At 40.5% G+C, this 13772-nt stretch carries 18 protein-coding genes and 3 pseudogenes; 8 read left to right on the top strand and 13 right to left on the bottom strand.

Annotated features, from left to right (window positions below; genetic code table 11):
* Positions 1–303, top strand: a pseudogene (locus tag JMN12_RS11800) (hypothetical protein); the annotation flags it as partial.
* A 393-nt stretch (positions 304–696) separates the two neighbouring features.
* Here the strand turns inward: JMN12_RS11800 and JMN12_RS15345 are convergent.
* Positions 697–1059: a transposase gene (locus JMN12_RS15345; RefSeq protein WP_238423898.1), complete on the bottom strand. Its 363-nt coding sequence runs from the start codon at positions 1057–1059 to the stop codon at positions 697–699.
* A gap of 115 nt (positions 1060–1174) precedes the next feature.
* Between JMN12_RS15345 and JMN12_RS11790 the strand changes: the two genes are divergently transcribed.
* From JMN12_RS11790 to JMN12_RS11765, 6 genes are all read left to right on the top strand, one after another.
* Entirely contained in the window at positions 1175–1522 is a 348-nt protein-coding gene (locus JMN12_RS11790) for a hypothetical protein (RefSeq protein WP_203082032.1), read from the top strand.
* Between the two features lie 228 nt (positions 1523–1750).
* Positions 1751–2353: a CDP-alcohol phosphatidyltransferase family protein gene (locus JMN12_RS11785; protein WP_203082031.1), complete on the top strand. Its 603-nt coding sequence runs from the start codon at positions 1751–1753 to the stop codon at positions 2351–2353.
* Positions 2343–3119 (top strand): phosphatidate cytidylyltransferase, encoded by a 777-nt coding sequence (locus tag JMN12_RS11780; protein WP_203139378.1) that lies wholly within the window; start codon positions 2343–2345, stop codon positions 3117–3119. Before JMN12_RS11785 ends, JMN12_RS11780 begins: the two co-directional genes overlap by 11 nt.
* The gene (locus JMN12_RS11775) at positions 3107–4147 is read left to right on the top strand and encodes a patatin-like phospholipase family protein (protein ID WP_203139376.1); all 1041 of its coding nucleotides are present in this window, start codon (positions 3107–3109) and stop codon (positions 4145–4147) included. Before JMN12_RS11780 ends, JMN12_RS11775 begins: the two co-directional genes overlap by 13 nt.
* Positions 4144–4890: an SDR family NAD(P)-dependent oxidoreductase gene (locus JMN12_RS11770; protein WP_009413708.1), complete on the top strand. Its 747-nt coding sequence runs from the start codon at positions 4144–4146 to the stop codon at positions 4888–4890. The genes JMN12_RS11775 and JMN12_RS11770 overlap by 4 nt, the downstream gene beginning before the upstream one ends.
* A 66-nt stretch (positions 4891–4956) precedes the next feature.
* Entirely contained in the window at positions 4957–6660 is a 1704-nt protein-coding gene (locus JMN12_RS11765; protein ID WP_203139374.1) for a bifunctional alpha/beta hydrolase/class I SAM-dependent methyltransferase, read from the top strand.
* A 41-nt stretch (positions 6661–6701) separates the two neighbouring features.
* Here the strand turns inward: JMN12_RS11765 and JMN12_RS11760 are convergent, their stop codons facing one another.
* The 11 genes and pseudogenes from JMN12_RS11760 to JMN12_RS11710 all read right to left on the bottom strand — a co-directional run bounded on the left by JMN12_RS11760 (position 6702) and on the right by JMN12_RS11710 (position 12186).
* Positions 6702–6878, bottom strand: a complete 177-nt coding sequence (locus JMN12_RS11760; RefSeq protein ID WP_198466321.1) for a hypothetical protein — start codon at positions 6876–6878, stop codon at positions 6702–6704.
* 5 nt (positions 6879–6883) lie between these two features.
* A pseudogene (locus tag JMN12_RS11755) lies at positions 6884–7099 on the bottom strand (class I SAM-dependent methyltransferase); the annotation flags it as partial.
* A gap of 34 nt (positions 7100–7133) precedes the next feature.
* Positions 7134–7739 carry a DUF4304 domain-containing protein gene (locus JMN12_RS11750; protein ID WP_034555813.1) on the bottom strand — a complete coding sequence of 202 codons (606 nt, stop codon included), beginning with the start codon at positions 7737–7739 and terminating at the stop codon, positions 7134–7136.
* A gap of 186 nt (positions 7740–7925) precedes the next feature.
* A complete protein-coding gene (locus JMN12_RS11745; RefSeq protein ID WP_009413711.1) occupies positions 7926–8081 on the bottom strand; it encodes a YdeI/OmpD-associated family protein in 156 nt (51 codons plus the stop codon).
* On the bottom strand, positions 8069–9136 hold the full coding sequence (locus JMN12_RS11740; protein ID WP_009413712.1) for a hypothetical protein: 1068 nt from the start codon (positions 9134–9136) through the stop codon (positions 8069–8071). Before JMN12_RS11740 ends, JMN12_RS11745 begins: the two co-directional genes overlap by 13 nt.
* 218 nt (positions 9137–9354) lie before the next feature.
* The gene (locus JMN12_RS11735; protein WP_198473607.1) at positions 9355–9726 is read right to left on the bottom strand and encodes a hypothetical protein; all 372 of its coding nucleotides are present in this window, start codon (positions 9724–9726) and stop codon (positions 9355–9357) included.
* A gap of 100 nt (positions 9727–9826) precedes the next feature.
* A complete protein-coding gene (locus JMN12_RS11730) occupies positions 9827–10198 on the bottom strand; it encodes a hypothetical protein (protein ID WP_009413716.1) in 372 nt (123 codons plus the stop codon).
* Between the two features lie 6 nt (positions 10199–10204).
* Positions 10205–10534, bottom strand: coding sequence for a hypothetical protein (locus JMN12_RS11725; protein ID WP_198473605.1), 330 nt, complete (start codon positions 10532–10534; stop codon positions 10205–10207).
* 29 nt (positions 10535–10563) lie between these two features.
* Positions 10564–11077, bottom strand: a pseudogene (locus JMN12_RS11720) (GNAT family N-acetyltransferase).
* 36 nt (positions 11078–11113) lie between these two features.
* Entirely contained in the window at positions 11114–11557 is a 444-nt protein-coding gene (locus JMN12_RS11715) for a DUF2262 domain-containing protein (protein ID WP_198473603.1), read from the bottom strand.
* 92 nt (positions 11558–11649) lie between these two features.
* The gene (locus JMN12_RS11710; protein ID WP_203139372.1) at positions 11650–12186 is read right to left on the bottom strand and encodes an isochorismatase family protein; all 537 of its coding nucleotides are present in this window, start codon (positions 12184–12186) and stop codon (positions 11650–11652) included.
* Between the two features lie 103 nt (positions 12187–12289).
* Here JMN12_RS11710 and JMN12_RS11705 point away from each other — a divergent pair, with 103 nt between their 5' ends.
* Positions 12290–12508, top strand: a complete 219-nt coding sequence (locus JMN12_RS11705) for a hypothetical protein (RefSeq protein ID WP_009413722.1) — start codon at positions 12290–12292, stop codon at positions 12506–12508.
* A gap of 193 nt (positions 12509–12701) precedes the next feature.
* Here JMN12_RS11705 and JMN12_RS11700 read toward each other — a convergent pair whose 3' ends face one another.
* Positions 12702–13769, bottom strand: a complete 1068-nt coding sequence (locus JMN12_RS11700) for a TonB-dependent receptor (RefSeq protein ID WP_203093197.1) — start codon at positions 13767–13769, stop codon at positions 12702–12704.
* Positions 13770–13772 lie beyond the last annotated feature (3 nt).

The raw sequence follows: 13772 nt of genomic DNA, 5'->3' as shown, positions 1-13772 counted from the left end.
GCTTTCTTTGAAGAGGGTAACCTTGTAGTGAAAAATAAAATTAACTTAGTGAAATACTACTATAAAGGTAAATATCAAAAACTCTACATATATGTTGGAAAAGAATATATATTGCTATCAAAAAATGACTCTGATAAAAAGGAAGGTCTAATAGATGTCAAATATTTTAATTATAGTGATATAGATGAAAAAGAACCTATTTTTACGACTAAGGACAACAAGAAAAAATTAGAAGGACGTCTTAAAGTATTTATACCATTAATAAAAGAGAAAGATATAAAAGCGTTTCTAAAAGATTATTAATCCCAGATTATGCAGTAAAAATCCCACCCCTCTATTTTAGAATTTTATCTTATAAAATCAACATTTTTTAGAAATACACAACAAACGTGTTTAAACTTTTTTGAGGAACTTGGAGATAAACCCTAATAGGAGCATTCCAATCCAAGTTACATCAAGATACTCATATCTCATTATCAAACCTTTATATCCGTCAAGCCAACCATTTGCTTGTTCAATCTTAAACCTATTTTTGTACAATTCTTCATCAAAATAAACTTCCTGCTTCTTCTAAAAAAGCTAAGATTTCTTTTAGTACTTCTTCTATTTCATATAAGTCATTGTGATTTCCAGCTTTAGGGCTTCCCATTGCTATCATTTGCCCTTTATTATCACACAAAAAAATACTATTTGTGGTTACGGCTTTTTTCTTGCTTGATAACCTGCAGACTCTCCTTTTTGGCGACAACGTGTATGACTATCATCCAATTGAACGCAAGACATATCTAATTTTCTTTTCTTCTTGCTTAATAGATTCAACCATACTCGCTGAAAACTACCATCTTTACTCCATTTATTGAAGTAGTAATAGACATTTTGCCAAGAGATTTCTCCTTTTTCAAAATAACTCTCAATTGGGAGTTCTCTCCATTGTACCCCTGTTCTTAATCTCTTAAAAATCAATAAAATTATTGAAGCTAAATCAAAATTACTTTTAAATCCTCCTTTTCCTACACTTAAAAAGGGAATAATCCAATTATTTATTGTATCTTTGCCCAAAGTTCCTGAATTTTGGTGTTCTTTTTTTTCAAACGCAAAATTACTAATTTTCGGGAACTTTTACTTTATTATAGGAAAAAGTTTAAACAGCTTCTATAAATAATATATCAACATTATGACCTCAGACGAATTTGCAAAGAACTTTTACCTTGAAAAACTAGCGTTTTTAAAGTCATGCTTTCAAACACAACCCGAACAAGCTTCGGCTGTAAATGTAAAAATAAAAGAAATGGCTCTGACAGAGAGTCAAACTGAGAAACTTAAGGAAGTTATTGATATTCTGTTAGAAGATGTATTTTACACTATCCTATTAGGCCTAGATGGTGAATGCCCCATAGGTGAGATCCAACAGAATTATAAGATATATGACCAAGACAATAATCTTATTTCCGATTGTGGAGAATTGGAAGCCAGTGCTTATGAGTACTTTCACGAAGACAAATATGAGAGGGAAACTCTCTGATAATTAACAAATGAACCTATTATGAAAAAACACACTCTGAAAGACATCGTCCGTGCTTTGGTAGCGGAGTACCTTACTGATGATGGAAAAACCTATAACACCAAGCACTATAATCTATCTGCAATTATAGTGGTAGGTATAAGGTTAACTCGGAAAGGTTGGTGTCGTTCCGCAAGTGGCTACTCGGATTTTGATAAGTTTTTTAACTAATATACTCATTAACCTATTATGATTTCTGTATACAAACTAAAACCTAAATTCCAGCAGCTATTGCACCCGCTACTGGTATGGCTACATAGGAGAGGTGTTACTGCCAATGAGATTACTGTAGTGGCCATTGTGTTCTCCTTTGGGATTGGCGTGCTCTTTTGGGAGGCTTCGGCGGTACCACTTTTCTTTTTGGCACTGCCCATAGGGCTGTTGGTGCGTATGATCCTCAATGCTCTTGACGGTATGATGGCACGAGAGTTCGGACAAACCTCCCGCTTAGGAGAGGTACTCAATGAGGTGGGCGATGTGGTCTCGGATGTGTTTATCTTCTTCCCCTTGCTAAAGTACCACCCCGAAAGCCTTTACTGGGTGGTAGCTTTTATTGTACTGAGCGTACTCAATGAGTTTGCTGGCGTCATGGGCAAGGTCTTAGGAGGGCAAAGGCGCTATGAGGGGCCTATGGGCAAGAGCGACCGAGCACTGCTGATGGGTATCTATGGGCTGCTTGCCTACTTTGGTGTGGGAATAGAAGCCTACTCTCAAGTGGTTTTTGCCATAGTTATTGCCTTGCTACTTTTAAGTACTTTCACCCGCTTAAAAAAAGGACTTTATGCCGCTTGACAACAAATATGCCGATGTACCGCTTCGTATCAGGAGCTGGGGAGTGATTATCTGTGTTTTTGCTGCGGCTGTCTCCCACCCCTACACCATGTGTCTTTTTTCCCTATGGGTAAGCTTTCAAGCCCTTACGGAATTGGGCGGGCTCTTTGGTTTTAATCCGAGCTATTGGCGTATGGCTATTCCCTTGTTACAAGGGGTTTTACTATGGAGCTGTCCCAACTACTCCACTTATATGATAGAAGCTTGTATGGTTGTGGGGATAGTCCTTATCCTATATCTATGTCTTAGGCAAATCCCCTTAGGATTGCCCCTTTCTCTACTGATTGTTTTGGCAGCCTACCCTCACCTGACTTTCTTACGTATGAAGCCACAAGGGGTGGAGTGGTTCATCTTCTTGGTGGTAACGACTGAACTCAACGACATCTTCCAATACCTCACTGGAAAGTGCTTTGGCAAGCACAAGATCTTACCCAAGATAAGCCCCAATAAGACCGTGGAAGGGTTTGTAGGCGGCTTACTGCTCACCCCTTTTTTGAGTGTGGGCTTAGGCTACTTGCTGAGGCTTCCTATTGCACTACATACATTAGTTTTTGTAGGCTTATTCATTAGCTTTTTTGGTTTCTGGGGCGATGTGACTTTCTCTTACCTCAAGCGGCGGGCGGGGGTAAAGGACACCAGCCAACTGATTCCTGGTCATGGTGGTCTCTTGGATCGCATAGATAGTCTCTTGTTCAACTGTATTTGGTTTTACCTATGGATACGATAAAGCCCTTTTCCCGTAGTTTGCTTCTCTCCGGAGGAGGCACCCGCTTTGCCTTATACAATGGTATATATGCAGCGTTGTGTGATATAGGCAAAGCTCCTGAGCTACTTATTGCCAGCTGTGGTGGGGCTTTTGCTGCCTTGGTAATCAATGCTTTTGCTAATAATACAGAGAGAAAAGCCTATCTGCAATCACAGGAGTTTTACCACTTTATCCAAAGCCTCTCCCTTACCCCTTATAGCAAGCTATATCGCTTGGGGCTTTTAGTCCTACAGAAGCGCTATGACCGGCGTCGTGCTCCCTTGGTAGAGGATGTATATACACGCTATTTGGTAGAGATGTCCCAAGACCTATCGGGGCTACTCCCCTCCTTGACCAAGTTAGCTTTTTCTGCTGCCTTGCCCACTATCATCATAGGAGCAAAGATGTGCTTTGCCCCCCATGAGTGTGGCAAGCGTAGGGGTAAGAGAAAACTCTACCAAGAGGTGCTCATAACCGACCCTGAGACTGCCCAGAGGATCCCTCTTGAGACACTGCAACATACCGAATCCAACTATACGCTTTCGGCCGTAGCAACCGATATAAGTGTGGAAACGGCTATTCCCTTGCTCTGGGCTGCCCGTATTTCTGTCTCGGATATGTTCTATGTAGCTCCTGTAAGCTATCAGGGGACATACTATGCAGGCGGGGCTATTGACCTTGTTCCTATGGAGCTGGCTTATGCGCTTTCAACTACTGTAATTGCTGAGCACAAGCAGGCCTACTCTCCTACCGAAGAGTCTTTGGTACGTGCCGTCTTGGGCTTTAGTGGCAACGAGCGGTTGGCGTCGGTGGCTTCCTATCCTGCCCAATGGATAGATACTCGAAGAGCAACTACCGTTCTAAAGGGCTTTTACTCTGAGAAATATATCAATTGGAAGCATCTGGAGATAGGAATTCACTTTCCCAAGGACTATCCCTCTTACCGAGAGCAGATAGAGCGGCAATGGGACTATGGTTACCAAACTATTCTTAACACCTTTAGCTTATGAATGTATTTATCATAGGAGGCACCACTGGCATAGGGTTTGCCTTGGCTCACTTCTACCAGCAAAGCGGCCATCGGGTTGGGGTATGCGGCAGAGATCTTAGCAAGCTCCCCAAGGCAGTTCCTTTTGAGAGTTATAAGGCCGATGTTATAGACAAAGCACTATTAACCCAGGTGATACGACAGTTTGTAGGCTCAGACACCCTCTCCTTACTTATCAACTGTGCGGGTAGCTATGCCGAGGATGTGGTAGGAGAAATTTCTTACGAGGAGGCGGTCAGTATGCTACAAACCAATATCATAGGAGCCGTCAATACCTTGGAGGTTGGCCGAGAACTTATGGCTCATCATGGAGGCCAAATCGTCCTGCTAGCATCTATCTCAGGGATTTTGGACTATCCCTCCTCCAGCCTATATACCAAGACCAAGCGCAGTGTTTTACAGATAGCCGATGCCTATAGGCGTGCCTTACGCCCCTTTGGCATCTATATCACCTCTATTGCGCCTGGGTATGTAGCCACCCAAAAGCTCTACAAGCTCAACCAAAACAATCTCTCTAAGAAACCTTTTCTGGTGAGTGAAGATAGAGCAGTAGCCGAAATCAGCAGGGCTATCACTCAAAAGAAAAGCCTACACCTCTTCCCTACTCGTATGAAGTGGCTCATGCAATTACTCTCGCTACTGCCTAAGCCTTTGCTGTCCTTACTAATGTACAGAAAGGCCAAATGGATGCAAAATCACAACTAATTCTAACAAAAAATTAGGTAATTAAAAAATAATTTTCTATTTTTGTCGTATCAAAATCATTATACCATGAACACAGGTTTTTTCAAAAGTCATGAAGGGGAAGAACTATTCTTCTACGAATGGAATTACAAGCCCGGACAAAAGACCCTTATCGTAATCCATAGAGGGCATGAGTATGGGGAGCGTCTACAGGAATTTGCTACCCATCCGCTCTTTGCTGCCTACAACATCTTTGCTTTTGACATGCGTGGACATGGGCACACCAAAGCCGCTGTATCTCCTGTTTTCATGGATTCGGTACGGGACTTGGATACCTTTGCCAAGTTCCTTGGGCAGCACTATGAGGTACGCGAGGAAGATATCTTTGTAGTGGCCAATAGTATTGGCGGGGTAATCACATCGGCTTGGGTGCATGATTTTGCACCCCGCATCGCTGGCATGGCGCTCTTGGCTCCTGCCTTTGAGATCAACCTGATCATTCCTATGGCCAAGCAAGCCATCGAGTTGGCTCTAAAAATCAATCCTAAACTGATTGTTAAGAGCTATGTAAAATCCAAGATGCTCACTCGCGACACTAAGCAGCAACAGGCTTACGATAATGACCCTCTCATCACCCGCTCTATCAATGGCAAACTCCTCATTGACCTTGCCAATGCTGGTAAGCGATTGGTGGAAGATGCCGCTGCAATCACCACCCCTACCCTACTGCTCTCCGCTAAAAAAGACTTTGTGGTGATTAACCAACAGCAAAAGCAGTTTTATGTAAACCTATCCTCCCCTATAAAAGAGTTTGTTACCTTGGAGGGCTTCCATCATGGAATTCTCTTCGAGCAAGGCCGTGAGGAAGTATATAAGCTCCTACAACACTTTATCCAAAAGGCTTTCTCTGCACCCTTGCCTACTCCTACTCTTGATTCTGATCTCTTTACTCAGAAAGAATTTGAGACCATGCAATATGAACTGATTCCCACCAGAGAGCGTTGGGGTTACCATCTTCAGAAATGGGCGTTGAGCAAGCTTGGTCACCTCAGTGGTGGTATGACTGTAGGGCTTACCTATGGCTTCGATTCTGGCGCCTCCATGGATTATGTATATAAAAACACGCCACAAGGCAAGTGGGGTATAGGTCGTTGGATGGACAAAAGCTATCTCAATGCCATAGGCTGGCGCGGGGTACGTATCCGCAAGAGACACCTCCTACAACAGGTAGAAAAGGCTATACAAGCCCTACAAGCCCAAGAACAGGAGGTAAAAATATTGGACATCGCAGGTGGAGTGGGCAACTACCTTTTTGATATCAAAGAGCGCCACCCTGAAGTGGAGATCGTTATCAATGAGTTCCTACCAGCCAACATACAGAAGGGAGAGCAAATTATCAAAGAGCGTGGCTACCAGAATATTCGCTTTACCAATTACAATTGTTTTGAGGCTGATACTTACCGCAAACTAAATTATTCGCCCAATATCACCATCATCTCAGGTATTTTTGAGCTTTTTGGTGATAATATCTTGGCCTCTGAGGCAATCAAGGGGGTGGTTTCTATCTCGGACAATGGGTATATCATCTATACAGGACAGCCATGGCACCCCCAGCTCAAAACCATTGCCTTTGTCCTGAAGAGCCATCAGGAAAAAGACTGGGTGATGCGCCGCCGTAGCCAGCGTGAATTGGACGGACTTTTCTCCCTCCAAGGAGTCAAGAAAAAAAGTATGCTGATTGATGATTTTGGAATCTTTACTGTTAGTTTAGGACAAGTAAAGAAATATTAGGTGAGAATATATGAAAATAATTTATGCTTTTATAATAGCACTTATCCTAAGTGTGATTGCTTTTTTCCTCCTTTAAAACTAAGTATTTTGTATTCTTCATTTAGGTGATATTTCACTTTGGTTTCATTGTACCAAGTATCGTGTTCTTTTCCATCACACAAGCTATTTTCGTGAGGAACGGTTTCTATTTGTGCTAATCGTTTCTGTAAGACATTCATTTAGTTGCTTTTTCTAAAAGTGATTCCATAAAGTCGGCAGTCTCATCGGCGATAAGGAGTTTGTTCCCTGCTTTGGCAACCCGAAGCATTTCGCTTATAGCAAGTGCTTTATCGTTAAAGAAATTGATACCTCCGTTGTGAAACACAATATCAAAAGTATTATCGGCAAAAGGGAATTCCTCTCTCGTGGACTTCTCCCAAGGAGAGGGGCAACCCGCAAGAGTGATTTTTTTTATTTTTGATTTACTTTGATAATTAAATATTTAAGTCATATTTTTTAGCATACCCCTTTAAAGTTCTTTCAGCCAAAGGATTCACATCTTTTAAAAGTTCATTATATTCCTTTTGAGCTTTCTCTATATACCCATGTTCTCCATAAAACACCAATGCTCCAAAAGGAGGAAATATTGAATCAGCTGAATAGAAAATCTTCTCTACACTATTATATTGTTTAAAAAAAGGCAGAATATATTGTTGTATATCTTCCTGTACTCTCTTAATCAACTCTTGTTCATTGGTATTTTCATCCACTTCATACCATAGCTCTTTTCTCCCTCGTAAATCTTTAATAGTTTTACGGATAATACAAACAGGTTCTGTAGGGTAATCAGGCACTTGCCCTGTATGTTTAAAGTCATAATAGCCCAACCAAAATTTAGGTTCAAAAATCCCTATATTGATGCGAAACCTAATGTGATCTCTATCCCCATAACTGCTTTTCTGTATATTGATGATATGCCCTACCTCAGCAAGCCTTCGATAATAGTTCAAGGCTTTCTTTTTAAAAGAAAGCGGCTTTAACAAAGGCGTAAAACCTTCTTTTACAACTGTATCGAATTTAATTTGTGTATCTGTTTTCATAATAATCATTAATCAGTTGTCGAGGCGACAATCTCTATACTGACAAAAGTTTGCTAGACTACTGCCAAATGCTTCTGGTAAGGTGTATCATCTTGCTCCGTATCCAACTAAGTCTATTATAATAGGCACGAGCTACAAGCTCGCGCCAACGGGGGCATTCCCTTCTTGCGAATTGATATTAATAATTTACTCTAACAGATTAATAACTTGGGGTTCTCCCTCCAATGTATACTTCTCACAGAACAATAATTGCTTTTTCAGTACTCTTTTGAGGCGTGTTTCTTCCTTTTTAGCCTCATTAACATAGTTTATCCACTCTTTTTGATATTCTATTTTCCCCAATCAACGGGTGCCCATTGTGTGAGCTCCCAAGGGAAGTCGTTGATGTTATCGAACTTGCCGTACTTCTTCTCAAACTCCCCATCGTGTTCCCAAGGGTCTAACCCGTGGATCGCAAGCTCATAAATGCCGTGCTCGGTGGTGAAAGTGTGGCAAAATGCGTTCTTATCAGCGGCATAAGCCCCATATTTCTGCACCGCCTTGGCAATCATCAGGGTCATAGGACTCAATCCGAGTTTATCTAAGTCCACTTTCGGGTCGATACGGCACCATTGCCCTTCCATTGGGGCGTCGGCATCGTCCAGATCGCCATCGCCAGCCTTCGCAGGCCACGAAAAGCCTTTACGGGCGTGCGCTATGGTGAACGATAGGGCGTGATTGATCTCCCCTGCCCTCACTTCCTCGATACCGATCTGCGACAGCGGATTGAGCATTCCCACTACCGAGCTACCGCCTTTGGTAAGGCGCATCCAATAGTTGTCCTTAGCGAGCCCTCGCAGGCCTGGCTTTGCAATGAAGTAGCCCGAGCCTTTAAATTTGTACTCACCGCTGTTCACATACGTTACTCCGAAGTACTGACGCATCACTCCCGTTGCCACGTCGTACACCGCCATATGCGCATCGTTTCCAGCGGCAGGCTTGGCATCGTGCACGATAGGCTGACGCCCTCCCGTGTATTTATAGAGGTCAGCATCGTCTCGCTCACGGTGTCCTTCGGGGATAAAATTAGCATAATGCTGGTTCTTATCATTACTATCTACTATAATTATGGTGTAATTATAGTGCTGACGTGTAATGGTAGTGATCACCCCGTAAGGATTGGTTGCCAGCGATTTCATTTTGGCTGCAATCGCTGCTGAATTGGGCGCGAGAGGCATCTCTTTGTCTACCCTTCGCGTAAAAACGGTCCCCTTTGCCACATAGTTCTTTCCGAAAAGGTCGCCCGAAGTTTTGTACACTACGCTGGGGTCGATCGGATCCTCTCCGCCGCCTCCGTTGCTGTCCTTTCCGCAAGCCACAAGGGCAAATGCTGCTACTAATGTTATGAACTTTTTCATAGTCGGATGTTATTTAAATGTTTGTTATCCTTTTACAGTTTACCTACGATGCTTCTGCTGTTCCTCTTCTCCCGATTGTTTGCTACAAGCAGATAGTATAAGTAGAAAGAAAAAGTAAATAAGTGTTTTGTTATGTGTCATTTTAAATATTTTTATTGATTTCATTTCTTGCCTTGTTTAGAGAGAGCTTGAGCAAGCTGAGTAAATTGTTCTTTTATTTATACATCAAAATAAGTAAACACAAACTTAGGAGAATATTCAAATAAAGGATAATCGCCTACTATAAGCCCTATACATTCATTTTTATCATTATATACACAAGCCTCTACCACAAGTTTATTCATCTTTTTATCTTTATACAAGGTCAGTTCGCGTAGTTTATTCACTTCCTTATCTATATCTTCTATAGGAAAGAGGTGCAACACGTTTTTATCCTCTACAAAATCAAGTGTCTCATTGATTTCTTCTAAAAACGCTCCCGAAATACCAAACTTTTCAGCTAATACTTGGGTATCTTGCGATTTATAAGCATTTAAAAAATCGGTAAGGGCGTAGTAAATTTCTGTTTTAAGGGTTTGTGTAATTTCCATATAGTGTTATTTTATCTTTACTATGTCGTTTTTATAACTCGCAAAAGTATAGCGACGCAAAAGCAATTTTGAGACTTTTCAGATAGCCTCAACGGGTGTATTAACAACTAAAGTAGTGAAATACAAACTTAGGAAATTGGTCTCTAAGGTTGTAATATCCTTTGATGATGGCAAAATATTCTTGATCATCCCACAAGTGGGCTTCTACTCCTACAGCAGTATCATCATTGTTGAAGTTATACACCTCTAAATTCACCCCTCCACCTTCTTCTTTGTCCATTTCTTCTATCGGGAAAAGGTGCAATACGCTTTTATCTTCTACAAAGTCAAGCATTTCATAGACTTCTTCTAAAAATTCTCCCGAAATATCAAACTTTTCAGCTAATACTTGGGCATCTTCAGCTTTATAGGCTTCTAAAAAGTCGGTAAGGGTGTGGTAAATTTCTGTTTTAAGGGCTTGTGTAATTTCCATATAGTGTTATTTAATCTTTGCTATATCGTTTTTATAACTCGCAAAACTGATGTTTCCTTCTAAAACCAACTCGCAAAGGGCTGTTGGGTCATAGCCTTTAAAGGAATGAAGGGTATAATGGCAATGTTTGTCCTCGCGCTCTAAGTGAAGCACATAACCATCGGGTTCATCTTGAAAAACAACAGTTGCTTCTTTGAACTTTTCTAAGGTTGTTACCGAACGTATCAAATCCTGCCTACTATCGTGCAAGTGAGAGGCTACAAAGGCTATTTCGACAGTGCCATTGCTAATAGTTACCATTGCCCAGCCGTGTTCTTTGGGAGTGTAATCAATCATTGGTATTTTTTAAAGTAAGGGGGGATATTTTAAAACATCGACAGTTTCATTAAAATATCGGTTTGAGCATCAGAACCTAAGACGAAGGTGTGGGTATCAAAAGCTACGAATCCATTTTTTTTTGTAAAAACGTAAGGCTCTTTCGTTCTTCTCCCATACCCCCAGCCATACATAGGGTACCCTTCGCTCTTTAGCTACTTCAATAGCTTTTTGATAAAGCGCTTGACCTACCCCACTGCCGTGAAATTCCTTTAACACATAGATACGTTCTATTTCCATTGCATTAGGGTCTTGTCGTTCTGTTTGAGCAGAGGCAAAATTGAGCTTCAAATAGCCTATTACCTTGTTTTCTTCTTCAGCAAAGAAGAAAAGAGAATCTGGATTCGATAGTTCTTGCTGTACTTTGCTTGTCGCAAAGCTTGTAGTGAGGTACTGCTCCATATCCTCTGGAGTGTTAGTATCAGCAAAGGTTTCATAGAAAGTTTGTTTGCCAATAGCCTGCAATAAGGCTATATCAGTTGTAATGGCAGGACGTATATTCATAATTTTTATATTACATTAAGTTACAATTCAGCATTATTATCCACTAATAGTCTCTAAACTAAGGCGATAGTTATCATCAAGCCTGATATTCACCAGATGCCCCAAAAAGTAATCTGGGTCAGTATCCACATCAAAAGTACAGGCTATTTCTTTGCTTACTCCACAATACAGGTTATGCAAATACACTGCCTCGCAAAATTGCTCATCAGAAACTGCTTGCTCGCCTTCTTCTTCAAGGTCTTCTTGGGCTACTTCAAAGAGTTCTCTTACCTCTTCATTTTTGAGGAGAAACTGCAGAACAGTTTCCTTGTTGCCCTCCAACCATTGTACTTTGGTTGCTACTTGCTGAAATACTTCTTGCTTTTCTTCTTCTGTAAAGTGGCGTTTGGCATCAAAACGGACTACAATTTCAGCTTCTTGCTTTTGCCAAAAGGTAAAGAGTGCTTGATACTCGGTTTGGTTTTCGGTAATAAAATTCATATTCAATATAACAAATGATTATTGATAATGAGAGGAAAGATAGTAAATAATTAACATTACACTGCCATATACCCTCATTAGGTATAGATGTTTTATTTTACTAAGCGTGCTATTTCTTTGAACTTAGGGTGCTGGGCGGTACGCAAAAGAGCAAAAAGTGCTGCTTCGGTACTCAAAAGAGTTGCGCCTGCATCGCGGAGCATCGTGAGTCCTATTTGCTTGTTGCTCTCGGTACGCGAAGAAACCGCATCGGCAATTACTGATACTTTATAGCCATTGGCGAGTAAATCAACCGCTGTTTGATAGATACAAATGTGAGTTTCAATACCTATAAGCAGTACATTTTTACATTGATTGTCATTAAGTTGCTGCTGAAACTCAGTATTATCCCAAGCCGAAAAACTACTTTTTTTCACTGGAGTTTTACAACTTAATAGTTCGGCAATCGCGGGGTGTGTTGCTCCTAACTTATCGGGCATTTGTTCTACCCAAACTATAGGAAGATTCAAGTGTTTGATACCTTCGATAAGGATAGTGCTATTGTGCAAAACTTCTTCACTTTGATAAACTATTTGCGATAATTTACCTTGAATATCAAGGATTACTAATTGAGTATTTTCTGTTGTCATTACAATGTTTTTTATTGCCGACAAAGGTAATAAAAATTTGGCAATTTGCCAATTTGCTGTTTTGTAATTATTTTGTACCTTTGCAAAAAAATAAAGGGTTATTATGAATACCATCATATTAAAACATAACTTAGATTTCCAACACTACCAATTGGCTGTAAAGGCTTTAGAAAATATAGGAGTTGAAGTATTGGAGCCTCATAATCCTTATGAGGTAACAGAGGAAGACATTCGTTCGGTAGCTTTGGCTCGTGAAGATATAAAGCACGGAAGAATAAAAAGTAGTGAACAAGTGTTTGAAGAAGCTAAAGCAAAATATTAAAAATGAGGCTGTCCTAAAAGTTTTTCTTGAGGGGACGTTTGCAGCACACACCCAGCTATCGCTGGCTTTCCTACATAACATACTATAAAAGTGATTGATTATCAGGTTTATAGACTTTGTCAAAGTTTTGGGACTTTGACAAAGTTTATGATGCAAAAGCGATTTTTAGACTTTTCGGACAGCCCCTATTTTCTTAATCTGCAAAGCGTATTCCTATAGAGAAAGGATATTCGTTTACTGGGTTGTTGCGGAAGAGTGGTACAAGGCTGTAACGCGCGTAAAGCACACAACTTTTATATCCTAAATGCGCTGAAAGTCCGTATATCCAAGGGCTGATATTTAGGTCTTCTCTTATCACATTTTTATGAGTACCCCCATCGTCATATCTTATTTTCTGACTGCTGTCTATCAATACCCCTACATAGCCACCAAATCCTACTCTAAAACTTTCGTGAGTGGGGTAGATTGTAACTCCTTTTTTAGTTTTAGTGGGGGGAGTAAAATCAAACTCAAAATCTATAGGTACAATGGCGTAATTGGTGCGCAATTTTGATTTGTTGAGTTTATTAGCGGTATAAGGTACTGATTTTGTCACATCGTTTTCTCTTACAAAATACTCGCTTTCTTTGAATTTGAGTCCGTTGTGCATCCACGCAACCCCGTAGTTGATATGAAATAGATTGTTGGTTTTTAGCAAACGAAAGCTTGAGGTAAAGCCCAGTTCAAAGGATTTAGATCCTGCAGTTTTAAAACGATTATCGCCAAAACCATCACTACTATTTAAGTTGTGAAAACCTATGGCTGTATAAAGATTTATATCGTGAGAAGCGCGATCGGTATTTGGTTTTTCGTCTTCTTTTCTTCGGAGAATTTTTTCTAATTCTTGCATTGCACGCAAATAGTCCTTGGCTTTATTCACATTAAGGGTGTCAAGAGTATTTACAGTAGCCTTTGAATCTACTTGCTCGCGTATAAGTTTTGCCAAAAGCTCAGCCTCGGCAGCTGTTTTTTCTTTGATATTCTTCTCGGTAGTGGCTGTGAGGTCTTCTTTTATCTGTAAGCCCAGTTCTTCGGTGATTTTCTTATCTTTAAGCAGTTCATTAACGGCTGAAAGTTTTTTCTTGAGCGTTTCTTTTTCTGAAGAAACTATAGAATCAATTGTGGCTTTTGATTTTTTGATAGCCTCTTCGGAATTATTTTGTGCGGTGATGACGCTTGTCGCCAACAAGCAAGTCATCCATAATAGATGTAATGTTTTCATTTT

Source organism: Capnocytophaga genosp. AHN8471 (assembly GCF_016806945.1).
GTDB lineage: Bacteria > Bacteroidota > Bacteroidia > Flavobacteriales > Flavobacteriaceae > Capnocytophaga > Capnocytophaga periodontitidis.
The sequence above is the reverse complement of the archived record's forward strand: the minus strand, read 5'-3'. Positions and strand labels throughout refer to the sequence as shown.